This window comes from Bacillus sp. FSL M7-0307, assembly GCF_038627835.1.
Classification (GTDB): domain Bacteria; phylum Bacillota; class Bacilli; order Bacillales; family Bacillaceae; genus Bacillus; species Bacillus altitudinis.
The window spans coordinates 2,560,532-2,582,517 of record NZ_CP152023.1; the positions used below are offsets into that span (position 1 = coordinate 2,560,532).

The window sequence follows — 21,986 nt, forward strand, 5'->3', positions numbered from 1 at the left end:
GGCGTCTGCTCCCTTTTTAGATGAGATTGAGATAGACCAATATCACCAATTGGACAACAATTAAAGCAGGCATACCCATTTGAAAGGCAGGGTGCTTCGTTTTATGACGGAAATACTGCATGCCAAGAAATGACCCAGCAGCACCAAAAAGTACTGCGGCACTCCATAAGTGCGCTTCTGATATTCTCCATTTGTGTGCTTTCGCCCGGCGTTTATCCTCTCCCATGAGACAAAACCCATAGACATTGACCAAGATGAGCAGCACGATCAGAGCGATATTCATTGATTTCACCTCACATGATGAGAAAAAAAGATCACTCCTTGGCGGAATGATCTTTTATATGACTTACTTGTCTAGTTGTGCTTTTGCAGCATCAGCAAGCTGGTTGAATGCGTTTAGGTCATTCACAGCAAGATCAGCAAGCATTTTGCGGTTTACTTCGATACCAGAAAGCTTTAAGCCATGCATTAAACGGCTGTAAGAAAGACCGTTCATACGAGCTGCAGCATTGATACGAGTGATCCATAGTTTACGGAAGTCACGTTTTTTCTGACGACGGTCACGGAAAGCGTAGTTTCCAGATTTCATCACCTGTTGGTTTGCTACTTTATATAATCTATGTTTTGAACCGAAATAACCTTTTGCTAATTTAAGAACCTTTTTACGACGCTGACGCGACACAGTTCCGCCTTTTACTCTTGGCATTGTAATTCCCTCCTATGTTTCCTATTCCAGATTACTTGATGTTTGCAAGTTGTTGTTTGATACGTTTGAAATCTCCAGCACTTACGATTGCGCTCTTACGCAATTTACGTTTTTGCTTTGTAGATTTGTTAGCGAACAAGTGACTTGTGTACGCATGAGAACGTTTAAGTTTACCAGAACCTGTTTTTTTGAAACGTTTAGCAGATCCGCGGTGAGTTTTCATTTTTGGCATTGGATGTTTCCTCCCTCTGTTACTTTTACTTTTCGACTTTTGGTGCAAGCATGAGGAACATGCTGCGTCCGTCCATCTTAGGTTTTGTTTCTACTGTTGCTACTTCAGCGCAAGCTTCAGAGAAACGGTCTAACACGCGCTGTCCGATTTCTTTATGCGTAATCGCACGGCCTTTAAAGCGGATAGAAGCTTTCACTTTATCTCCCTTTTCAAGGAATTTGATTGCATTACGGAGCTTCGTGTTAAAATCATGTTCATCGATTGTCGGGCTCAACCGAACTTCTTTTAAGCTAATGATTTTTTGATTCTTACGTGCCTCTTTTTCCTTCTTCTGTTGTTCGAATCGGAACTTACCATAGTCCATGATTCGGCAAACAGGTGGTTTTGCATTTGCAGCAACTAACACAAGGTCAAGATTGGCTTTCGTAGCAATTTCCAGAGCTTCCTGGCGGGTTTTAATCCCAAGCTGATCGCCATTTTGTCCGATCAAACGAACTTCACGCGCACGAATACCTTCATTAACTAATTGATCTTTGCTAATAGTGAGCCACCTCCATGAGATTTTGAATTGAGTTCACAATTCATTTTGACCATTTCGTTGTATGTTTTACAGGCAAACAAAAAGTGTGGGCATATAAAACACCCACACTGCGAACATTTGCATGAAAAAATAAATGTACGGTCAACCTGTCAACTACAAACATGTGTCAATCAGGTGAGAAGCGGGTGCTTCTGCTTGTGATATCTATTCAATTCGTTAACTATTCTACACAATTTTCATTTGTCCGTCAAGTAACCGAACTCTTGAAACAACTTTTTCATTTTAGCATGACGAAATGATTTGGGCAAGCCTTTTTCAAACAATGCTGATATTAAAGAATCAATTGCAAGAAGATTGGGATGACAATCACGGTGACAACCCCTACTACCACAACAGCGATACTTGCCATTGCCGCTTCCACTTCGCCCATCTCAATCCCAACAGAAACGCCAAGTGCATGTCCTGAAGTACCAAGTGCAAGGCCTTTGGCCACTGGGTTTTTAATCCGAAACAGTTTTAAGAAGAAGGCACCTAGCGCATAGACAATCACCGCATTAAAAATAACCGCAAAGGCTGTAATATCTGCAATTCCGCCAATATCCTTTGCAATTGGCAAAGCAATTGCTGTCGTCGCCGCTTGTGGGAGCATGCTTTTCATAACAGCAGCATCAAGATGAATCCCTTTTGCTACTACATAAACAATCGTAATAGAACAAAGTGAGCCGACAAAAATAGCGGATAAAATTTGCCACCAATATTTTTTCAGCAAAGCTCGCTGTTTATAAAGAGGAATCGCAAACGCGATGGTCGCAGGCTCTAAGAAAAACTTGATAATCTTACCGCCTTCATTATAATCTGCATAGGAAAAACCGCCAATTTTCAAAAACAAAATGCCTAACACCATGGCAACAAATAGCGGGGTGAATAAGAAGAAACCTTTAGACTTTTTAAATAAAAATGTGCCAATCCCAAAGGCCACTAATGAGACGACAATGCCAAAATAAGGACTCATAGTACTTGTACCCATCTTACACCTCTCCTTTAATGCGTAGTTGAAGCTGGTTTATTTGAATGAGAAGGAGTGGATTTGCTCTCCTTTGTCTTTTGACGCTGCTGTGGTCTTTCTGATAACTGCATCAGAAGCTGAGAGAACAGCCCAGTGGCGGCAAGTAACATAATGGTTGCAATGATAATCACACCCACTACCTGTACCCCTACTTCTTGCATGACACCTAATGATTGAATGACTGAGATACCAGAAGGAACAAATAGAAAACTAATAAGACCTGTCAATGAACTGCCTAATTGCTCTACTTGCTCTAGTTTCACAATCTTTGTTGTTAATAAAATAAATAAAAGAACCAAACCAATAACAGATGCAGGCATCGGAATCGGTAAATACATTGAAATGAGATTAGAAACGAACATTACCGTTGCAAAGATAAATGCTTGAGATAGAAATCCATATACTTTTGTGGCACTCATGCCCTTTCACCTCTTTCTTCGACTGCCCTCAGTATATGGCATGAAACAAACAAATGAAGCGTTTACAATAAAACTCACCTAATATCCTGACTGAAATGCAAAAAATGAGGATTGAAATACAAATGAAAAAAGCCGCCCTATTCTAATAGGAGCGACTTCTTTAGTTCTTTCGCATATGTTCGGCTGACAGGGACGATAGACCCGTCTGTCATATGAAGATTATACGTTGAATTAAACCAAGGCTGTACTTCTTTCATATGAGACGTGTTGACGATATAGCTTCGGTGAACTCTCATAAAATAAGCCTCGGGTAATTTCTTTTCAATGACCACAAGCGGTTCTGTCACCTCATACATATGATCTCTTGTTTTCACAACCTTTTTTCCTTCACTAAGCCCTACATACATAATCTCGTCAACCTGCAAGATCACAATAGACTCATCGACAGAGATCGCTAATTTTTGGTTGTGAGAAAATTTGTCTTCTGAAAGAGACGGCTCCTGCGTCTCAATAGCTTTCCACTTCTTAAACTTTTGCATCGTTTGCAAAAGCCGCTCTTCATCAAAAGGCTTTGTTAAGTAATCTAGTGCACTCACCTCAAACGCCTTCAGCGCATATTGATCAAATGCTGTAGCAAATACGATCGCTGGCGGATCAGACATTCGGTTGAGTCTTTTGGCAATATCAAATCCATTCTCACCTGATAAATCGATATCTAAAAAGAGCAAATCGGGCTTGTGATCGACCATCCGGTCAAAAGCAGATTCTATATTTTCCGCTTCCTCTATTTGAACATTCTCTTTTGTTCTTTGTAACAAATATTTTAATTCGTCTCTTGCTAAAACTTCATCATCTACAATCAATACCTTTATCAACGAGAATCATCCTTTTTTACATAATCCATTGGAATGCGAAATGAGATGTCAGTGCCTTTGTCACTATGAATGGATAAAGCAGCTTGCCGGCCAAAAATTCCTCTTAGCCGCTGGTCTAAATTATAAAGTGCTGTACCTGTTCCTTCTTTTGATTCAACTGGCGATTTTAATAATTGAGCCATCTTGTCGTCTTCAATCCCCTGGCCATTATCTGTGACTTTCATATAGACATGCCCATCTTTTATCAAAGCGGATACGATGACTTCACAATTTGTTTGATGTTTAGGAAAAGCATGTCTCACTGCATTTTCAACAAGCACTTGAAGCACAAAGGGAGGGATCATCACCTGTTCCAGCTCTTTTTCAATTTGAAAGGTCACTTGATATTTATTTGGAAATCTCGCTTGTTCCAGTGATAAATAAGCCTCCACATGCTGAATTTCTTTATGCATTGGAATGAGCAGCTGGCGGGCGCCTTGTAAATTTGATCGAAAATAAATACTCAGTTGCAGTAGCAGTTTCCTTGCCATCTCTACATTCGTTCTACACAAAACGGAGATGGTGTTAATGGCGTTAAATAAAAAGTGCGGATTCACCTGGGCCTGAAGCGCCTTGATCTCTGCATCTTTCAGCAGACGGCTTTGGGTCTCAGCCTCCCCAAGCTCAAGCTGTGTGGAAAAAAGCATCGCCAAACCTTCTGCAAGCTCCTCTTCTACTCTGCTTAATCCGACTGGAGAATTGAAATACATTTTTAATGTTCCGATTGTTTGACCATTAGACGTGAGTGGTAGCACAATGGCTGCTTCAAGAGGACAGTGAGCGACTGAACAATTGATGTCATCTTTCGAATGCGCCTTCATAATCTTTCCACTCATCAACACTTGCTTAGACAACCCTGTAATCAGGCTTTTCGATGGAATATGATGATCTGTTCCATCTCCAACATGCGCTAAAATCTTTTCTGTATCTGTTAAGGAGACAGCATCTGTTTCTGTTAAACGATGAATGATTTCTGCCACACTTTTACATGATTGTTCGTTTAGCCCTTGCCGGAAATAAGGAAGTGTTTGATCTGCAATAGAAAATACTCGATGTGTCTGCATCGCTTTCGCCTGCTCTTCTTGGCGAATTACTGACTGTAAAATGGATAAAAAGATAAAACTCCCGATTCCATTCACAAAGATCATCGGCAACGCAATAATACTCACAAGGCCCCAAGCATCAGCAAATGGCTTCGCAAACAGAAGGATAATGACCATTTGTAAAGATTCCATCGCTACACCAAAAATCGCTGCTTGTCGCGGTGTGACCATTCGATTCTTCCGCTTAAATCGCCTGCCGACATAGCCTGCAATCACACCGGCTAAAATGGAAGAAATTGCGCAGCTAAGCGCGGTGCTCCCTCCTAGTGAATAGCGATGAATGCCAGCTAAAAGCCCAGCACCAATCCCTACAAACGGCCCCCCTATTAAGCCGCCCATTTCGATCCCCATAATTCTCGTATTGGCGATAGAACTTGATGAGCCTAGGTGATATGAAAATTCGTGGTTCATCACAATCTGCTGCTGGATTTCAATTCCAGTGTAATTGCTGATGATACTAAAAGAAGCAAAAATAAAGACAAGGATTGCTTTTTTTCGAAACCCTTGATTATGTAGTAAGAGATTGCGAAAGCCCTTCACATGGGCAAGCACAAATCCCAAAATAACGATGATTCCTACACGCTCAATCATCATAATAATTAAATGAAGCAAACCGGCCACCCCAATTGATGTATGTGATATCTACTGTCTATCTATTCTATCATGCACGGTCAATGCTCAAAAATCTCTCAAATCTTTTCTTTATTGCCCTCTCCTTCTATTGTAAAATGAACATGAGCCTGTCACATGCAATTGAGGGTAACTACATACATAACAAGGGAGAAGATCATGAAAGCCGTATTTTTCGATTTAGATGATACTTTGCTTTGGGATGAAAAAAGCATTCATACCACTTTTCAGGAAACATGCAGGGAAGCGGAAAAGAAATATGGACTTGATCCAGAATCGTTTGAACAGATCGTGCGTGAAGAAGCAAGAAAGCTGTACTCTTCTTATGAAACATATGATTATACTGTTATGATTGGCATTAATCCTTTTGAAGGACTGTGGTCTAATTTTAGTGAGCCGATTAGCGAAGGCTTTCAAAAGCTGAACGCCCTTGCACCAGAGTATCGCAAAAACGCATGGACGAACGGCTTAAAAGAGGCAGGAATTGACGATGAAGCATTTGGTCAATACTTAGCAGATTTCTTTGCAGCAGAGCGCAGAAAACGCCCGTATGTCTATGAAGAAACGTATCCTGTTTTAGAGCGCCTGAAGGGCAGCTATGAATTACTCCTTTTAACAAATGGAGATCCTAGTCTGCAAAAAGAAAAACTTGCAGGTGTCCCGGAACTTGCCCCTTACTTTAATGAAATTGTGATTTCAGGAGATTATGGGAAAGGAAAGCCTGATCCTGGCATCTTTGAGCACTGCCTTCAGCTGTTAAATCTCACAAAAGATGACGTCATCATGGTAGGAGATAATCCAAAAACAGATATTCTCGGAGCTTCTCGCGTAGGCATTCAAACCGTTTGGATCAATCGTCATGGCAAGAAAAATGAAACAGATGTGACACCAGATTATGAAATTAAAGACTTACACGAATTGTTTGATATTTTAAAATAAACCATAGGAAAAACACCCTTCTCCTGATCGAGATTGGGTGTTTTTTCGTTTTCGGCTAAACAATTGCTGCTAAACTTTGTGCTTGACGATCTAAGCCTCGTGCTGCTTCTCCTACATTCATGAATTCCTCGCTTGCTTGCTTGACAAGATCCCGGTTTGTAAACACACTTGTCTTTGCACGGCTTGTTCCGTTGCTGACCTTTTCAACTTCTAAATGGATCGCCTTCACATAACGATCCACCTTTACGATCGCTTCCTTTGAATCTGTCGCAAGCTTACGGATTTCTGCCGCTACGACACTAAAGCCATTTCCATAGGAACCCGCATGCGCAGCTTCTATGGCCGCGTTCAATGCGAGCAGCTGCGTTTGGGAAGCGATACTGTTAATCGTTGTAGCAATTGAGCTGATCGACTCCACCTGCTCTGTTAGCCCTTCTAGCAAACTCATGTTTTGATCCGTTTCACTCGCAATATGTTCAAAAGAAGCATTTACACTTTGACTATGCTGGATGCCGATTTCCGCTCGCTCCATTAATTTTGCAGACATATCCTTTAGGTCTTCTACTACCTGCTTCATTGTGTTTTCTCTCTCCGTAATATCTGTTGCCACTTTCACGACGGCCACTACGTTCCCCTCTTCATTGAGCACTGGTGTATACGTCGCTTCAAGCCATAAGGTGTCACCGTACTTCGTGATCCGCTGCACCTTTTCCTGAAACACTTGACCATTCTTCAAACGCTTCCAAAACATTTGATAACTTGCGTCTTCTGCAATATGCGGAGGACAAAACTGTCTATGCTTTAAACCAATCATTTCTTCCTTTGAATATCTCATGGCTTTTGCAAAAATATCATTGACCCATAGGACCTTACCTGTGACATCAAATTCAATCATCGCCAGTGAGTGCTCTAGCGCACGAAGCACAGCTGATTGCTCCAATACTTGTGTTGATGAAGTGTTTGTTGTTTGAATCATCGCTTTCATTCCCCCAATTTGCCTCTATCTAATAGTACATACTTACCCATACTTTAGTACTATCTAAACGTATCATTTGCGCACTTGGATCACCAGTGGAGAATTTTTTTCCATAAGAAAAAAGCCAGCAACCTCAAGAGATGAGATCACTGACTGTTTCGTTTGCCTTCATTATTTTTTTGCTTCTGCGACTGCATGTTTCACAAAAGCTTCGAGGTCCATTGTTTCTGAATCTTGCTCCCCATATTTTCTTACATTGACCGCGCCATTTTCTGCTTCTTGATCACCGACAATCAGCATGTACGGAATCTTTTGCATTTGCGCTTCTCTAATTTTGTACCCTATTTTTTCATCACGACTGTCTAGTTCTACACGCAGTCCTTCAAGCTGCAAACGTTCTTGCACTTTTTTCGCGTAATCTAAATGGACAGATGGTGAAACCGGGATGACTTGGAATTGTACAGGTGCCAGCCATGTTGGAAGAGCTCCTTTGTATTCTTCAATTAAGAAGGCAACGAAGCGTTCCATTGTGGACACAACTCCTCTATGAATGACAACCGGACGATGATGTTTTCCATCTTCTCCGATATATGTGAGATCGAAACGCTCTGGAAGTAAGAAGTCTAGCTGTACAGTAGACAAAGTCTCTTCTTTTCCAAGGGCCGTCTTTACTTGGACGTCAAGCTTCGGACCATAAAATGCCGCTTCGCCTTCTGCTTCATAGTAGTCATGTCCAAGCTCGTCCATTGCATCTTTCAGCATGGACTGCGCTTTATTCCACATCGCATCATCGTCAAAATACTTCTCTGTATCCTCTGGATCACGGTAAGATAAGCGGAACGTATAATCATTTAAACCGAAGTCTTGATACACTTCTTCAATTAAACGAACTGTACGGATGAACTCATCTTTGATTTGATCTGGACGAACAAAGATATGGGCATCGTTTAATGTCATCCCGCGAACACGTTGAAGGCCGGATAAAGCACCTGACATTTCATAACGGTGCATTGTACCAAGCTCTGCAATCCGAATTGGCAATTCGCGATAGCTATGCGGCTCGTTTTTGTAAATCATCATATGGTGCGGGCAGTTCATTGGACGGAGAACAAGATCTTCATTGTCCATTTCCATGACCGGGAACATATCTTCTTGATAATGCGCCCAGTGGCCTGATGTTTTATACAATTCCACACTCGCAAGAACGGGTGTATACACATGCTCATAACCAAGGCGTACTTCTTTATCAACAATATAACGCTCAATGACGCGGCGGATTGTTGCCCCTTTTGGCAGCCAGAGCGGAAGACCTTGGCCCACCTTTTGAGAGTTCGCAAACAGTTTCAATTCTTTTCCTAGTTTACGGTGATCGCGCTCTTTTGCTTCTTCAAGCAGACGTAAATGCTCGTTTAATTCTTCTTTGCTGAAGAAAGCTGTTCCGTAAATACGCTGAAGCATTTGGTTGTTACTGTCGCCTCTCCAGTAAGCACCTGCAAGGCTTAACAGCTTGAATTCTTTGATTTTCCCTGTAGACGGCAAGTGAATGCCGCGGCATAGATCGAAGAATTCACCCTGCTCATAAATTGTGACAGCTTCGCCTTCCGGGATTGCCTCTAACAACTCGAGCTTCAATTCATCGCCAATTGCTTCAAAGCGTGCTTTCGCTTCTTCTCTTGAAACTTCAATGCGCTCAATCGGCAAATTGCTGTTAATGATTTTTTTCATTTCTTTTTCAATCTTTGGTAAATCTTCAGGTGTAATCGCTACATCGATGTCGACATCATAGTAAAAGCCATTTTCGATGACAGGGCCTACGCCAAACTGGACGTGATGCTCTTTTCCATAAATGCGTTTGATTGCCTGTGCTAGTAAATGCGCTGTGCTGTGGCGCATAATATCGAGCGCTTCTTCACTCTTATCTGTGATGATCTCAATTGTTCCACTTTCTAACAGCGGCGTACGCAGATCTATTTCTTTGCCGTTCAATTTACCGGCAAGCGCTTTTTTCTTTAGGCCTGGGCTGATTGATGCCGCGATGTCTTCTGTTGTAGCTGTTTTGTCAAACTCCTTGACTGCTCCATCGGGAAATGTAAGTTGAATTTGTTCTGACATCTCTAGTCACTCCTTTTTTTGGCAATATAAAAACCCCGCCCCCTGGAAAGGGACGAGGTTGAATAAACGGAATCGTGGTTCCACCCTTTTTCCCGTATTTGCAGCTTGCTTTGTCAAAAGCAAATACGGCTTGTGGTTCAATAACGGGAATTCCCGTCAGCTATTACTAAACAGTTCACAGCTGATGTTCAAAGGTGGTAAAGCAAATGGTCCTCTGCTAGGAAGCTTTCAGCCGCGGCTTCCCTCTCTTTAAGCGGGTGTTCATTTGTTCATGTCCTTATCAATACGGTCTCTGTATGAAGTTACACCGTATTATAAAACGTTTTTTCGTGAAAATCAAGAAAGCTTTTCACTTTTCTTTTCCAAATGGCTAGGAACAAATTGTACATGCTGATCTTGAAACGAATGAGGCGGGAATACCTCGACTCTTTCTTGAAAAATATTTTGAATGGTTTGCACCATCGAGTGACCTGTATCATCTGTAAATAGGTCAATTTTTTGTGGCGCAATGGATACAAGCGGTGCAATCAACTGCGAATCAATATACATTGGATGCTCTCTTACAAACTGTCTGTCTATGTATTGTTTTTGATCACGCTCAGAAGCGTACCGAAATTCCCAAATCATCAGGCGGTCCTGATGCACAACATGTACTTTTTCAAGCTTAGGTTCTCTTGACATCACATAGTCTCGAAGGGATTGAATAAAGTTTTGATATTCTTGTTCCATTTTATATTCTTCGATGGATACTTCAACATAGTTCTTCAGCCTTCTGTCATACGCTGAGAGCCTAAATGTCATAAATGAACCAATGGAAAAAACACCTTTCTGTAAAGAAATCGTCTCAAGCTCTTTTTTTAACAGATCCTCCCTCGGCGGGTCTTGATGAATTCCAGGGATATCATCTAGATCCCCTTTCATGATGCTATGTGCGATTGAAAGAATTTGGTGCTGCTCTTCTGGATCTTTAAATAAGTATGTGTTTTCAAGGATGCTGCGCATGCGTTCATTTTCTTTGCATTCCAAAAAAAAGTGAATCAGCAATGTCCGCACAATGTGCTCTATGGCTTCTCCTGATTTCTTCGCTTCTATGAGAAGCCGGTCTTTCCCTTGTTGAATCGAAATGTGATGCCGACTGTCCAAGTGTTCAGCAAGATGTAAAAAAGCGGCGGTATCATATTCATCTTCAAAGATTATTTCAAGCATGTTTGTCCCCCCTAACGACATCTGTTACATATATATGGGGGGAACATAAAAAATAGACGCCTAAAATAAATCAGGCATCTTTCTTTTTAAAATCAGTGGCACTGAGATAAAGATCAAATAAATCAAACAAACAATCGCTAAGGCGGCATAATTTCCGCTCACAAAGCTTGATCCAAGGACATTTAACGCCACAGTACCAGGTATTAATCCTAAAAAAGTAGCTGCCGCAAATGCACGATAATTCGCACGTGAAGCTGCTGCGGCATAACTGACAAAATCAAAGTGAATGGGTGCAATGCGTAATAAGAGGATATAAAGAAATCCATGCTCTTGAATACGGGACGTCACCGCTTTTAGCTTCCGATTGCTTGATTCAGTTTCCTGCTTGTTTGAACGGAAGGTTGAGGCAAGCAGGAAAGATCCTGTTGCACCTGCTGTCGCACCAGCTAAGGCATAAATGGTCCCAAGGACACTGCCGAATGCCAAACCCGCTGCCAGCGAAAAGACGGTGAGAGGGACAAGCACAAATGGACGAAAAAGTGATAAGAAAAGAAAGACAAAGGGAGCCAGCATCCCAAATTGAAGAATCCAATTCTTCACATCTTTCGGCGACAGTTGAAGATGCTGTTTGTTGAGCCACCATAGCACAGCAGCTAGAACGCCAATCACGAGAAAAAGCAGCCATTTTCTTTTGTTCATCTTATCCGCTCCCCTTCACGTGACCTATCTTTTTATAAATGACGGCGATTTTCCCCTTCAAGCAAAACTGGTTCAGCTAGGTAGAGAATACGTTCCATTAATCGAGCTGCCTTCACCTCTTCTTTTTCCCCGCGCTGTGAGTACGTAAAGTGATGCTTTAACTCATTCGGTGAGAAATTAGAAGAGAAAAAAGTCGGCAGCTGCTCTGCCATGCGGTATTGCAAGATTGTTCCTAAAAGTTCATCTCGTACCCAGCTTGTCATCGACTCTGCTCCAATATCATCAAGCATTAAAATCGGTGTTGATTTGACCATATTCAGCTTCTCTTCGAGTGTATGATCGGCTAACGAATTTTTTAACTCTCTCACAAATTCAGGCACGTATACAAGGAGAGATGGATACTCTTTTACCGCTAACTGCTGCGCAATCGCTGCCAGAATAAATGTTTTTCCGACCCCAAACTTTCCATGTAAATAGAGGCCTTTGCCCTTACCTGTTTCATCATAACTTTGCAAGAATTGACCTACTTTTTGAATGACTTCTTGTCTTCCAACCACATTTAAATCAGCAAACGTCGCTTGAAGAACATTCTGCGGAATATACATACTTTTCATGAGTTCTTGCTGTTTTTTCTGTCTATCAAGCCGCAGTTTGACAGGACAAGGGGAATATTCAATATCAATGCTCTGACCTTTGATCACAAGCTTCGGGTGATACCCGTCTAAAATGACATTTACATTCTCTTCCTCTAAGCAGTAAGAACAGCCCTTTGATTGCTGTACATATTCAAAGAGCCTGTTCAAACTGCGATTGATCATGTCTTCTTGGATGTCCTCTTGATGCTCCTTTAAAAAAGCTTTTACATCTTCATCAGCTAGGACACTTTCTTTAATCTGATTGTATCTCACGCGAAAATCTACCCGCCCTTTTAGCTGATCAAATGAACGACCGATCGGTTTCATCTCCATCTCACCTCACATTAATGTGCATTGTACTTTTTCATATTATTAAACTGATCTAACAATTTTTCTTTTTCTCGTTCAAGGTCCTCTGTAGACAAGTTATCTGTCTGTTCTTTTGCGGGCTGTTCTTTCGTTTCAGCTTCTTTCATCCAGTCAGGCAGCTTCTCCTCGCGGATCACTTTTCCTGATCCATAGGATTGACGCTTATTTTTTTGCTGCGCCCATTCTGTCATTTGCCTATTCTCTTCTTTGGCAATTTTCATAGCAGCTGCCACGGTTTTGATTTTCTTTCGCACCCAATGGGCGGCGATTTTCTGCATATATGTTTTGGACAGTTTCATATCCGTTTTTAGCAGTGTATAGTAGATCAGGACATTCATGACCCCAGGCTCTAGCTGCTGCTCAAGCATAATATCTTCAACAATTCTTAAGTCTGCATATGTTGGCTCAATGCCATCTGCCATATCTTTTAGAAGCTCTCTAGGCGAAATATGATCAAGCTTTTCAATCAATTTCGCATCAGGCGCATCTGCACCTGGCTGTTGCGTGGCATCGTGACGTAAATGCCTTGGCTGTTTTTGATCAATCAGCTTCGGCTGTTCGCCCCTGTATTCAATTTGATACCAGTCTCTCGCTGCTTTTCGCAGATCCTCAGTTGATATCATCTGATCTGAACCACAGGCACCTGCGACAATATTTTGCATTTGCAGCGGTGTGATGCCATAGACGACCGCTAACTTCTTAATTGTCTCTTTCACTTGCTTTGTCAAAGCTTTTCTCGGAATCATCATGTCCGACATGCCTGCTAACAGGAGATCAAAATCAAAAGATTCATCTGAAAGCGGTGCAGGCTGACTTGAGCCAACTGTCACATATTCGTAGCCCTCATCAAGCGATGACGCCTGATTGATTTCCTCTGTCATCTTGCGCTCTCCTGGCTGCAAGACGTGAAACACTTCTTCAAACGATCGGGAGATGTTCTTTGCATCAGCAGGAACTCCTGGATAAGAAAAATAATCACGGAGCTGCATATATTTTGCTTTCTCTACCCGATGATACAAAAGGACATTCAGCATACCGTCTTGGAAAAATTCATCCGGTCTCAGCGGCGGCACGAGCTCATATGTAAACAGTCTGCCTTCTTCCGTTTCCTGTTCATATGTGCGGAGTAATCCGATCGCTTCAAGCTTTAAGCGCTCCTCAAAAATATCATTTAAATTCGTTTGCAGCATCACCATCAGCTGACGGTGAGGTGCGGGTTTCCCCCACATTCGATTTTGTTCCAGCTCTCCCCATAGCGTCATGTATAAACTGAAAGCGGACATGCCAATAAGCGGCTGATATAAAAGAGTAATAAGCTGTCTATCGATGTCACCGAGCAATGAAGCGCTTTTGACGACATACGGATCGACGGCTAGCACTTCCTTCCAATGCTCTGTCATATGCTGATCCTCCCTTAATACGGTTGTCTTCATTGTACACTCTTTTTGCGTTTTACGCTTTACGCAGGAAAAAGAGCATGAAGAATCTTCAGCTCTTTTTTAGCGTTCTTTCTTTAATAAATCTTTTAATTCATCAATAAACACATTGATATCTTTAAACTGACGGTAAACCGAGGCAAACCTGACATAAGACACTTCATCAATTTTCGCCAGCTCGTCCATCACCATTTCCCCTACAAGCTCGCTTTTCACCTCTGACATGCCTTGGTTACGCAATTCCTTCTCGATGTTAAAGCAGACATCCTCGAGCTGTTTTAAAGCGACAGGACGTTTTTCACACGCTTTGATGAGGCCTCTTAGCATCTTTTCCCGGCTGAATTCTTCTCGAATTCCTTCTTTTTTCACCACAATCAATGGCAATTCTTCTAATTTTTCAAACGTCGTGAAGCGATATTGACAGCTTTCACACTCTCTTCTCCGACGAATGGATTTTCCTTCATCTACTGGTCTTGAATCAAGCACCCTTGTGCCAAGGTGCTGACATGTGGGACATTTCATTTCATCAGCTCCGATCTGTTCTTGGAAGTTGTTTGTCTAGTTCTTTATAAAGGGACAAAACAGCCTTTTGACTGTAGCCAAAGTCTGTTGGCAGTGCTGTTTCTGTTGTCACATTAAAATCGACAGCTGTTTCAAAAGGACGAATTGAAATGACAGTCGCCACGAGAAAAGCTTTTTTCGGCGTTCGTATGTTTGCGCTGATTTCACCTCGTTCTGCTGAAACAGATGTCACTTGATAGGAATCGTTTCTTGAAAGAACGGCTTCTACCGTTTGGAAAACTTGAGTTTGTGTCGATTTGTAGTAATGGCTTTTCAGCTCTGACACTGGATGATGGTCAGATGTTTCTGTATGATTTGAAATGAATCGTTTTAGCTTTTGCCCTAAAGTCATACACGTATCCCCTTTGTCATAAACCCTCTTCTTTATTTTATAAAAAAAACCTTTGTTTTCCTAGAACAAAAGTATAGACAGGTTAGATCATGCTGGATGCCCGTGTATGGAACAAATATAAAAAGGAGCATAACACAAAGGCATTTAATGCTTTTGGCCAGCTCCCATTGCAATCTTTTTTATGTTTACAGTGCTTTGGCTTGCGCCTGTTTCACTTGTACAGGTCCCATGCCTCGAGGAATTTCGATGTTTTCTCTTGTTTCAGCACCTAGTTCATCTCCGATATGATCTGCTGCAATATTCGGATCTAGATCGCCGCAAGTATAAACATCTATGCTCGCATAACCATGTTCAGGAAAGCTGTGAATTGTCAAATGAGATTCAGAAATAATGACAACTCCACTTACTCCTTGAGGTGCAAATTTGTGAAAAGCAACCTCTCTTACTTCAGCTCCTGATTTCAAAGCTGCATTTACAAACGTTTTTTCAATAAAATCCATGTCGTTCAGTTTATCACAGTCGCATCCCCATAACTCGGAGATAACGTGACGTCCGATTGTTTCCATCATGGACCCCCCTTAAACAAGAATGAAAGAGTGAAGTTCTAAGCAGCCGGACCGGACATATACCACGGGGGAAAGTTAGTCCAAAGAGGTCCTAACCCTTTAAGTATACCCGAATGAGTCTGCGAACAAGAAGTTCACGAAAAATAGTATACTTTGTTTAGACCCATTTTGCAAGCTGTGTTTTTAGTGGGATTTTCTCTCATTTCTTGAAAAGGGACGTTCAGTCTTCCTCATTTCAAACAGCTGAAAGCTCTTTCATCTGGGAACCAACAAACTTTACAAGATCAACCACTCTGCAAGAATAGCCCCATTCATTGTCATACCATGCAAGAACTTTTACTTTTCTGCCTTCCATCACCATCGTTGTGAGTCCATCAACGACAGCAGAATAAGGGTTTGTGTTAAAGTCTGTGGAGACAAGTGGTTCATCGGTGTAATCTAATATGCCAGCAAGAGATGTTTTTGAAGCCGTTGCAAAGGCAGCATTGACCTCTTCAGCTGTGACATCTTTTTTCAAGTCGACCACAAGATCAACCATCGACACATTTGAAACCGGCACACGAAGCGCAAGCCCATGCAATTTTCCTTTCATATGCGGCAGCACTAAAGAAAGCGCTTTAGCGGCACCCGTCGTCGTTGGAATGATGGACTGAGCACATGCTCTTGCCCGGCGCAAATCCTTGTGGGGATTGTCGATATTTTTTTGATCATTTGTATAAGCATGAACCGTTGTCATTAAGCCGTTGTCGATGCCAAATTCATCATCTAACAGCTTGACAACTGGTGCTAAGCAGTTTGTTGTACAAGATGCGTTTGAAATAACGACGTGCTTTTCAGGATCAAGATCATCCTCATTGACACCCATCACAATTGTAACGTCTTCATTTTTACCTGGAGCTGTAAGTACGACTTTTTTCGCTCCGGCATCTATATGGCCCATCGCTTGATCTTTTGAATTAAATTTCCCTGTTGCTTCTATGACGATATCAATCCCAAGCTCTCCCCATGGAAGCTGCTTTGGATCTCTATTATTAAGCAAAAGCACTCTTTTTCCATTGACAATCAAAGCGTCATCTTCTGCTGTCACATCGCATTCGTAACGTCCATGATTTGTGTCATATTTAATTAAATGTGCTAGCGTTTCGGCAGGATAGCTTGCGTTCACCGCTACAATTTGAATTTGATCATCAAGCATTGCTTTTCTGAAGACCATGCGTCCAATTCTGCCAAACCCATTGATCGCTGCTTTTACCTTCATGAACAGGTCACTCCTCTATTATGTGTTATACTCAATAAATTTATTTATGAAATTAGTATATCACATTAGAATGTAATTGCCAGTATATAAACGTATATTTTCAAAAAAGGGCTGTTCTTTTCAAAGAATTTTAAGAAAAAAACATAAAAAAAGAAGAGTACTGTATGTACTCTTACTTATCTGTATGTTCCCATTCGTTTAATATGTTCTCTAATTGCTTTCTCATAAAAGCGAGATCTTTTGTGTTTTCTATCACGCGGTCTGCTTTTTGGCATTTTTCCTCAAGAGGCTGCTGGGAGTGAATGCGATTCAGCGCTTCTTCCTCACTCAAGTCGTTTCGATTCATGAGCCGCGACAGCTGCAAATCAGGCGTCGTGTACACAACGATGATACGGTCGACTAGCCCTTCCAGCTTGCTCTCGAATAGGAGCGGGATATCAAGCACAACAAATGTTTCATTGTTGCTCACCCCTTCATCACGCTGCTTGAGCATTTCCTTTCTGACTTCAGGATGAACGATGGCATTGAGCTGTTTTCTTTTCTCTTCATCAGAAAAAATGATCGCTCCAAGCTGCTGCCGGTTCAGTTCACCATTTGGCAGAAGAACCTCTTCACCAAAAGTTTGAACGATTTGATGAAGGGCAGGCGCTCCTTTAGAAACCGCTTCTTTTGCAATGATATCTGCATCCACCACCCGAATGCCTTTCTCTTTTATCATCTGCGAGACTGTGCTTTTTCCGCTAGCAATCCCGCCTGTTAATCCAATGACGAGCGTCAATTCATTTCCTCCTTTACAGCTTCCACACCCCAATTAAAATGAGCAACAGCCCTGGTAAGCATGCGAGTTTATCGATCCAGCGCCAATTGGCCAAATAATGACCCGCACGCAGTCCGATGCATACAAAAAGAGAACTCATCACAGCGACCGCGATGCTCATGACAATTGGAGAAAAACCAAGAATCGCTGCACCAATCCCTGCACCAAATGCATCGATGGATAAAGCAATTCCAAGAAGCACCGCTTCCATTCCATTAATGGTGCCAGAGCGGTCAATATCTGCACTTGTAGGCTTTCGCAAAATATGAATGACAAGCCCAAGAGACTGCACTTCTACATTGAGAAGTGTTTTTTCATGAAGGAGCAAATCACGCTCTTTCGCTGGTTTATAAAATTGATACAGAACCCAAAGTCCGATAGCAATTAAAATGCCTCCACCCAGTTTATCTGTCACTGAGACAGGGAGGAATGTCGTGAGCAGGCTGCCAATCAGCATGGAAATGAGCAACACAATTCCTGAACAGCAAGCAATAATAACGATGGCTTTAAATGGAATCCTCATCTTGCGAAGACCATACGTAAAACCTACAGAAAAGCTGTCAATGCTGACGGCAATAGCTAAAAACAGAAGCGAAAACGAAATCATACCTGTACTCTTCCTTTCTGTTCATGCAACGATGATCAAGAGTCTCTAGGCGTCCTTAGACTCTTCTTCACTATATGAAGAGCAGGTGGGCTGTGTGTCAGTCTACACCTTGCTGAAAAAAGAATGTTTTTTATCGTATGCATGGCAAAAAGGAAGCATGCTGACGGCTTACTTTTATGAAGGGCGTTTTTGGCAGGTCACACAAAAATGAGTGCCGCGCCCTCCCACCACTGTTTTCTCTATGATACTTCCGCACGTCTGGCAAGGTTCTCCCCGCCGGTCATATACAAGAAGCTGTAATTGAAAAGTCCCAATATCACCTTGTGAATTGATGTAGGAACGAATGGTGCTACCTCCTGCATCAACAGCCACTTGAAGCGTATCAATAATATGTTTGTGGAGCACCTTACAAGATGCAAGACTTAGCTGATTCGCTTTTGTTTCTGGATGAATGCCTGATTTAAACAGCACTTCATCTACATAAATATTACCGAGGCCAACCACAATCTTTTGATCAAGTAAAGCCGTTTTGACCACGCGGGAGGTTTTCTTTAATTGCTCCCATAAATATTCTGGTGTAAATGAGTCTGAAAAAGGTTCATATCCCAGCTGTGATAGCGGAAGTTCTTTTTCTTCTTCGCCTGGCTGAAATAGATGCATCGTCCCAAATTTACGGACATCATGGTACCGAAGTTCGGTACCATCTGTGAACGTAAAGACGACGTGTACATGTTTATCATAAGGCTCACCAGTTTCATGTACACGGTATTTCCCTTCCATTCTTAAATGGGAGACCATCACATAGTGGTCTAAATGAAAGAGTAGAAACTTCCCTCTTCTTTCAATGGTTTGAATGGTTTCTCCTACCATCCTTCTAGCGAACTCTTCCGGTTCCCCAGGACGTTTGATGATATTTGGCCATTTGATATCGACCGTTTCAATCGTTTTTCCTTTGACTAACCGCTGAAGAGTGCGCCGGACGGTTTCTACCTCTGGTAATTCCGGCATGCTCCTCGCTCCTTTTTCTCTCTCTTTATTTTGCGTCGTACCAAGATGGACCTGAAGCGAAATCGACTTTTAGCGGCACATCGAGCTGAAGTGCATTTTCCATGACTTCAGGGACGATTTTTTCTAATATGGCGATTTCTTCTTGTGGCGCTTCAAAAATCAGTTCATCGTGCACTTGCAATAACAGATTTGTCTGCAGGTTCTCTTCTTTTAACTTTCGTGCCATATCAATCATCGCTTTTTTAATGATATCGGCGGCACTTCCTTGGATCGGTGTGTTCATTGCCGTTCTTTCCGCAAAGCTTTTCACATTAAAATTACGGCTTGTGATATCTGGAATATATCGTCTACGTTTAAGAAGCGTGGTCACATACCCTTTTTGTTTTGCTTCCTGCACGATGTCTTCCATATAGGTTTTCACGCCTTTAAAGCTTGTTAAATAACGTTCAATGAAGGCCGCTGCTTCTTTTCTTGTAATCCCAAGGTTTTGAGACAGTCCATAATCACTAATTCCATACACGATTCCGAAGTTGACAGCTTTGGCCTGTCTTCTCATAGAGGAAGTCACTTCTTCTTCTGACACATGGAACACATCCATTGCTGTTTTCGTGTGAATATCCATATCTTGGGTAAAGGCTTCAATCAAGTTCTCATCTTGAGAAATGTGCGCGAGTACACGCAGCTCAATTTGAGAATAATCAGCCGCAAACATGAGCCAGCCTTCTTTTGACGGGACGAACGCTTGACGAATCTTTCGGCCTTCTTCTAAACGAATCGGGATATTTTGAAGGTTTGGATCTGTTGAGCTTAGTCTTCCTGTTTGTGTAAGTGCCTGATTAAATCTTGTGTGCACTTTATGCGTATCTTTTCGCGTCACTTTCATTAAGCCTTCCACATAAGTGGATTGCAGCTTTCCTATTTGACGGTAATGCAGAATGGACCGAATAATTTCGTGCTTGTCTTCAAGCTTTTCAAGGACATCCGCAGACGTAGAGTAGCCTGTTTTGGTCTTTTTGATAATAGGTAGTCCTAATTTTTCAAATAAAATCACACCAAGTTGCTTCGGTGAATTGATGTTAAATGTTTCTCCTGCTAACCGATGAATGGTTTCTTCATATTCCTTCAGCTTCTTCGTGAGTTCTTCACCCATTTTCTGAAGACGTTCAACATCCACTTTTACCCCAAGAGATTCCATTTCACCTAAGATGAGGGCAAGTGGCAGCTCTAAATCTTCATACAGCTCATGCTGATCATTTTTTTCTAGCGCTTCAAGGGTCAAATCATGCAGCGCAGAGATCGCTGCTGCTTTTCTTCCAAGATGGTCTTTTAGCTCTTCTTCAGGTGGAATCGCCTGTTTCGCTCCTTTTCCGTAAACTTTTTCATCGGAAAGGGCAATGTTCAGGCCATATTCCTTCGCCACACTTGCAACGTCCTCATAAGATTTCTGCGGATTGACCACATAGGAAGCGAGCAGGACATCGTTATCGACACCTTTAAGATCAACATCATGCCATCTGAGCGCAACAACCGCTCTTTTGGAATCAAAGACCCATTTCTTCTTCGTTTCATCCTGTACCCATTGTTTAAATGCTTCAGATTGCAGGGCATCTTCTTTTGTCATAAAAAATGCACCGTTCTCATTATGGATCGCAAACCCTATCAAATCGGCTTCGTGATAATTGTCTCCTAGCTGTTCTACCACAAGTGCAGCGTGATCTGTCAGCATGTCCTCCGTAACATCTGTCATTTTCTTCACATCTATTTCATCTATTTCAACTGGTTCATCTGATTCTGGCGCTTCTCCTAAACGCTCTAGCAGCGTTTGAAAGCCCAGTTCTTTATAAAGCGAGATGACCTGCTTCATGTGAGGACCTTCATAGGCGAGCTCTTTGCTTGATACATCTATTGGTGCTTCTACGAGAATCGTCGCCAGCTTTTTACTCATCACCGCTTGTTCTTTATATTCTTCAAGCTTTTCTTTTAGCTTTTTCCCGCTGACTTCGTCAATATGATCAAGCAGATTTTCAAGGCTTTCAAACTGTTTTAGTAATTTGATCGCTGTTTTTTCACCAACACCAGGCACGCCAGGAATATTGTCTGATGAGTCTCCCATCAGCCCTTTCATGTCGATGATTTGATCTGGCCTGAGTCCGTATTTCTCTTCAATATGTGCCGGTGTGTAATATTCTACTTCTGTGATCCCTTTTTTCGTAATGGCTACTGTTGTATGGTTTGTTGAAAGCTGCGTTAAGTCTTTATCTCCTGAGAAGATCTTGACCTCAAAGCCGTCCTTTTCTGCCTCTACAGCCAGTGTGCCGATAATGTCATCCGCCTCGTATTGCGGAAGCTCGTACCTTTTCACTTGATAAGCATCTAATAGCTCACGGATGAATGGCATTTGTTCTGATAGTTCTGGCGGAGTTTTTTGTCTTCCGCCTTTATATTCCTTAAAGGTCTCGTGACGGAAGGTGGTTTTACCCGCATCAAATGCTACGAGCATATGAGTCGGCTTCTCGTCTTCCAGCATCTTCATTAAGATCATCGCAAAGCCATAAATGGCATTTGTATGTACGCCTTTATCATTGGATAATAGCGGCAAAGCAAAAAAGGCTCGATAAGCGAGACTGTTTCCATCCACAAGTACTAATTTCTTTTGATCTGTCATCTTTTAATCCTCCATCGACTGAGCCGGCTCAGCCGTCTCTTTCGCACATTGTATGTTCATTTTATCAAAGTTTATTTTGAAAAGAAAATAGACGAGCCTGCATAAAAAAGGGACGAAAACAACAAGTGTTTTCGTCCTTCCAAAATTGGCTCCTTGGATGAAGGGGTTC

Annotated in this window: 23 protein-coding genes and 2 other annotated features; of the genes, 1 reads left to right on the forward strand and 22 read right to left on the reverse strand. The window is 41.9% G+C overall.

Annotation, left to right across the window (positions count from 1 at the left end):
* Nucleotides 1–16 precede the first annotated feature (16 nt).
* The 8 genes from MHI41_RS13075 to MHI41_RS13110 all read right to left on the reverse strand — a co-directional run bounded on the left by MHI41_RS13075 (nucleotide 17) and on the right by MHI41_RS13110 (nucleotide 5,593).
* Nucleotides 17–283, reverse strand: a complete 267-nt coding sequence (locus MHI41_RS13075; protein ID WP_008346019.1) for a DUF1294 domain-containing protein — start codon at nucleotides 281–283, stop codon at nucleotides 17–19.
* A 63-nt stretch (nucleotides 284–346) separates the two neighbouring features.
* Nucleotides 347–706 (reverse strand): 50S ribosomal protein L20, encoded by a 360-nt coding sequence (gene rplT, locus MHI41_RS13080; RefSeq protein ID WP_007501659.1) that lies wholly within the window; start codon nucleotides 704–706, stop codon nucleotides 347–349.
* A 31-nt stretch (nucleotides 707–737) separates the two neighbouring features.
* The gene (rpmI, locus tag MHI41_RS13085; protein ID WP_003216324.1) at nucleotides 738–938 is read right to left on the reverse strand and encodes a 50S ribosomal protein L35; all 201 of its coding nucleotides are present in this window, start codon (nucleotides 936–938) and stop codon (nucleotides 738–740) included.
* Between the two features lie 25 nt (nucleotides 939–963).
* A complete protein-coding gene (gene infC / locus MHI41_RS13090; protein WP_024718649.1) occupies nucleotides 964–1,479 on the reverse strand; it encodes a translation initiation factor IF-3 in 516 nt (171 codons plus the stop codon).
* Between the two features lie 71 nt (nucleotides 1,480–1,550).
* Nucleotides 1,551–1,682, reverse strand: a sequence feature (ribosomal protein L20 leader region).
* Between the two features lie 128 nt (nucleotides 1,683–1,810).
* Nucleotides 1,811–2,506: an antiholin-like protein LrgB gene (lrgB, locus tag MHI41_RS13095; protein WP_172673019.1), complete on the reverse strand. Its 696-nt coding sequence runs from the start codon at nucleotides 2,504–2,506 to the stop codon at nucleotides 1,811–1,813.
* A gap of 14 nt (nucleotides 2,507–2,520) precedes the next feature.
* Nucleotides 2,521–2,964: an antiholin-like murein hydrolase modulator LrgA gene (lrgA, locus tag MHI41_RS13100; RefSeq protein WP_035391171.1), complete on the reverse strand. Its 444-nt coding sequence runs from the start codon at nucleotides 2,962–2,964 to the stop codon at nucleotides 2,521–2,523.
* Nucleotides 2,965–3,101: 137 nt separating this feature from the next.
* Entirely contained in the window at nucleotides 3,102–3,839 is a 738-nt protein-coding gene (locus tag MHI41_RS13105; protein WP_048002761.1) for a LytTR family transcriptional regulator DNA-binding domain-containing protein, read from the reverse strand.
* Nucleotides 3,836–5,593 (reverse strand): sensor histidine kinase, encoded by a 1,758-nt coding sequence (locus MHI41_RS13110; RefSeq protein ID WP_138826244.1) that lies wholly within the window; start codon nucleotides 5,591–5,593, stop codon nucleotides 3,836–3,838. Before MHI41_RS13110 ends, MHI41_RS13105 begins: the two co-directional genes overlap by 4 nt.
* Before the next feature lie 177 nt (nucleotides 5,594–5,770).
* On the opposite strand from MHI41_RS13110, the gene MHI41_RS13115 reads away from it, so the two are divergent.
* Nucleotides 5,771–6,550 carry an HAD family hydrolase gene (locus tag MHI41_RS13115; protein ID WP_019743726.1) on the forward strand — a complete coding sequence of 260 codons (780 nt, stop codon included), beginning with the start codon at nucleotides 5,771–5,773 and terminating at the stop codon, nucleotides 6,548–6,550.
* Nucleotides 6,551–6,605: 55 nt separating this feature from the next.
* On the opposite strand, the gene MHI41_RS13120 is transcribed toward MHI41_RS13115, so the two are convergent.
* The 14 genes from MHI41_RS13120 to polA form a co-directional block, all read right to left on the reverse strand.
* A complete protein-coding gene (locus MHI41_RS13120) occupies nucleotides 6,606–7,526 on the reverse strand; it encodes a methyl-accepting chemotaxis protein (RefSeq protein ID WP_282833755.1) in 921 nt (306 codons plus the stop codon).
* Between the two features lie 171 nt (nucleotides 7,527–7,697).
* The gene (gene thrS, locus MHI41_RS13125) at nucleotides 7,698–9,638 is read right to left on the reverse strand and encodes a threonine--tRNA ligase (protein ID WP_282833754.1); all 1,941 of its coding nucleotides are present in this window, start codon (nucleotides 9,636–9,638) and stop codon (nucleotides 7,698–7,700) included.
* Between the two features lie 45 nt (nucleotides 9,639–9,683).
* Nucleotides 9,684–9,931 (reverse strand) — a binding site (T-box leader).
* A gap of 43 nt (nucleotides 9,932–9,974) precedes the next feature.
* Nucleotides 9,975–10,844 carry a putative sporulation protein YtxC gene (ytxC, locus tag MHI41_RS13130; RefSeq protein ID WP_282833753.1) on the reverse strand — a complete coding sequence of 290 codons (870 nt, stop codon included), beginning with the start codon at nucleotides 10,842–10,844 and terminating at the stop codon, nucleotides 9,975–9,977.
* 60 nt (nucleotides 10,845–10,904) lie between these two features.
* Complete coding sequence (locus MHI41_RS13135) at nucleotides 10,905–11,543, reverse strand: TVP38/TMEM64 family protein (RefSeq protein WP_007501676.1); 639 nt, start codon at nucleotides 11,541–11,543, stop codon at nucleotides 10,905–10,907.
* Nucleotides 11,544–11,575: 32 nt separating this feature from the next.
* Nucleotides 11,576–12,505, reverse strand: a complete 930-nt coding sequence (gene dnaI, locus MHI41_RS13140) for a primosomal protein DnaI (RefSeq protein ID WP_008346034.1) — start codon at nucleotides 12,503–12,505, stop codon at nucleotides 11,576–11,578.
* Between the two features lie 17 nt (nucleotides 12,506–12,522).
* Nucleotides 12,523–13,947 (reverse strand): replication initiation and membrane attachment family protein, encoded by a 1,425-nt coding sequence (locus MHI41_RS13145; protein WP_052320466.1) that lies wholly within the window; start codon nucleotides 13,945–13,947, stop codon nucleotides 12,523–12,525.
* 99 nt (nucleotides 13,948–14,046) lie between these two features.
* Entirely contained in the window at nucleotides 14,047–14,505 is a 459-nt protein-coding gene (gene nrdR / locus MHI41_RS13150) for a transcriptional regulator NrdR (RefSeq protein WP_003216720.1), read from the reverse strand.
* Nucleotides 14,506–14,509: 4 nt separating this feature from the next.
* Nucleotides 14,510–14,896: a hypothetical protein gene (locus MHI41_RS13155; RefSeq protein WP_057079219.1), complete on the reverse strand. Its 387-nt coding sequence runs from the start codon at nucleotides 14,894–14,896 to the stop codon at nucleotides 14,510–14,512.
* Between the two features lie 185 nt (nucleotides 14,897–15,081).
* Nucleotides 15,082–15,462, reverse strand: coding sequence for an adenosylmethionine decarboxylase (speD, locus tag MHI41_RS13160; RefSeq protein ID WP_003216492.1), 381 nt, complete (start codon nucleotides 15,460–15,462; stop codon nucleotides 15,082–15,084).
* 235 nt (nucleotides 15,463–15,697) lie between these two features.
* A complete protein-coding gene (locus MHI41_RS13165) occupies nucleotides 15,698–16,720 on the reverse strand; it encodes a glyceraldehyde-3-phosphate dehydrogenase (RefSeq protein ID WP_008346043.1) in 1,023 nt (340 codons plus the stop codon).
* A gap of 172 nt (nucleotides 16,721–16,892) precedes the next feature.
* On the reverse strand, nucleotides 16,893–17,498 hold the full coding sequence (gene coaE / locus MHI41_RS13170) for a dephospho-CoA kinase (protein ID WP_079919754.1): 606 nt from the start codon (nucleotides 17,496–17,498) through the stop codon (nucleotides 16,893–16,895).
* A 13-nt stretch (nucleotides 17,499–17,511) separates the two neighbouring features.
* Nucleotides 17,512–18,144 carry a sporulation membrane protein YtaF gene (gene ytaF, locus MHI41_RS13175; protein WP_048001856.1) on the reverse strand — a complete coding sequence of 211 codons (633 nt, stop codon included), beginning with the start codon at nucleotides 18,142–18,144 and terminating at the stop codon, nucleotides 17,512–17,514.
* 174 nt (nucleotides 18,145–18,318) lie between these two features.
* Entirely contained in the window at nucleotides 18,319–19,152 is an 834-nt protein-coding gene (gene mutM / locus MHI41_RS13180) for a DNA-formamidopyrimidine glycosylase (protein WP_017358266.1), read from the reverse strand.
* A gap of 25 nt (nucleotides 19,153–19,177) precedes the next feature.
* Nucleotides 19,178–21,817 (reverse strand): DNA polymerase I, encoded by a 2,640-nt coding sequence (gene polA / locus MHI41_RS13185; RefSeq protein WP_342494240.1) that lies wholly within the window; start codon nucleotides 21,815–21,817, stop codon nucleotides 19,178–19,180.
* Between the last annotated feature and the right edge of the window lie 169 nt (nucleotides 21,818–21,986).

Excerpts from the sequence above, each read along its gene's own strand:
- MHI41_RS13075 (WP_008346019.1), bottom strand. The coding sequence starts at position 283 with ATGAATATCGCTCTGATCGTGCTGCTCATCTTGGTCAATGTCTATGGG.
- rplT (WP_007501659.1), bottom strand. The coding sequence starts at position 706 with ATGCCAAGAGTAAAAGGCGGAACTGTGTCGCGTCAGCGTCGTAAAAAG.
- rpmI (WP_003216324.1), bottom strand. The coding sequence starts at position 938 with ATGCCAAAAATGAAAACTCACCGCGGATCTGCTAAACGTTTCAAAAAA.
- lrgB (WP_172673019.1), bottom strand. The coding sequence starts at position 2,506 with ATGGGTACAAGTACTATGAGTCCTTATTTTGGCATTGTCGTCTCATTA.
- lrgA (WP_035391171.1), bottom strand. The coding sequence starts at position 2,964 with ATGAGTGCCACAAAAGTATATGGATTTCTATCTCAAGCATTTATCTTT.
- MHI41_RS13115 (WP_019743726.1), top strand. The coding sequence starts at position 5,771 with ATGAAAGCCGTATTTTTCGATTTAGATGATACTTTGCTTTGGGATGAA.
- MHI41_RS13120 (WP_282833755.1), bottom strand. The coding sequence starts at position 7,526 with ATGATTCAAACAACAAACACTTCATCAACACAAGTATTGGAGCAATCA.
- thrS (WP_282833754.1), bottom strand. The coding sequence starts at position 9,638 with ATGTCAGAACAAATTCAACTTACATTTCCCGATGGAGCAGTCAAGGAG.
- ytxC (WP_282833753.1), bottom strand. The coding sequence starts at position 10,844 with ATGCTTGAAATAATCTTTGAAGATGAATATGATACCGCCGCTTTTTTA.
- MHI41_RS13135 (WP_007501676.1), bottom strand. The coding sequence starts at position 11,543 with ATGAACAAAAGAAAATGGCTGCTTTTTCTCGTGATTGGCGTTCTAGCT.
- dnaI (WP_008346034.1), bottom strand. The coding sequence starts at position 12,505 with ATGAAACCGATCGGTCGTTCATTTGATCAGCTAAAAGGGCGGGTAGAT.
- MHI41_RS13145 (WP_052320466.1), bottom strand. The coding sequence starts at position 13,947 with ATGACAGAGCATTGGAAGGAAGTGCTAGCCGTCGATCCGTATGTCGTC.
- nrdR (WP_003216720.1), bottom strand. The coding sequence starts at position 14,505 with ATGAAATGTCCCACATGTCAGCACCTTGGCACAAGGGTGCTTGATTCA.
- MHI41_RS13155 (WP_057079219.1), bottom strand. The coding sequence starts at position 14,896 with ATGACTTTAGGGCAAAAGCTAAAACGATTCATTTCAAATCATACAGAA.
- speD (WP_003216492.1), bottom strand. The coding sequence starts at position 15,462 with ATGGAAACAATCGGACGTCACGTTATCTCCGAGTTATGGGGATGCGAC.
- MHI41_RS13165 (WP_008346043.1), bottom strand. The coding sequence starts at position 16,720 with ATGAAGGTAAAAGCAGCGATCAATGGGTTTGGCAGAATTGGACGCATG.
- ytaF (WP_048001856.1), bottom strand. The coding sequence starts at position 18,144 with ATGATTTCGTTTTCGCTTCTGTTTTTAGCTATTGCCGTCAGCATTGAC.
- mutM (WP_017358266.1), bottom strand. The coding sequence starts at position 19,152 with ATGCCGGAATTACCAGAGGTAGAAACCGTCCGGCGCACTCTTCAGCGG.
- polA (WP_342494240.1), bottom strand. The coding sequence starts at position 21,817 with ATGACAGATCAAAAGAAATTAGTACTTGTGGATGGAAACAGTCTCGCT.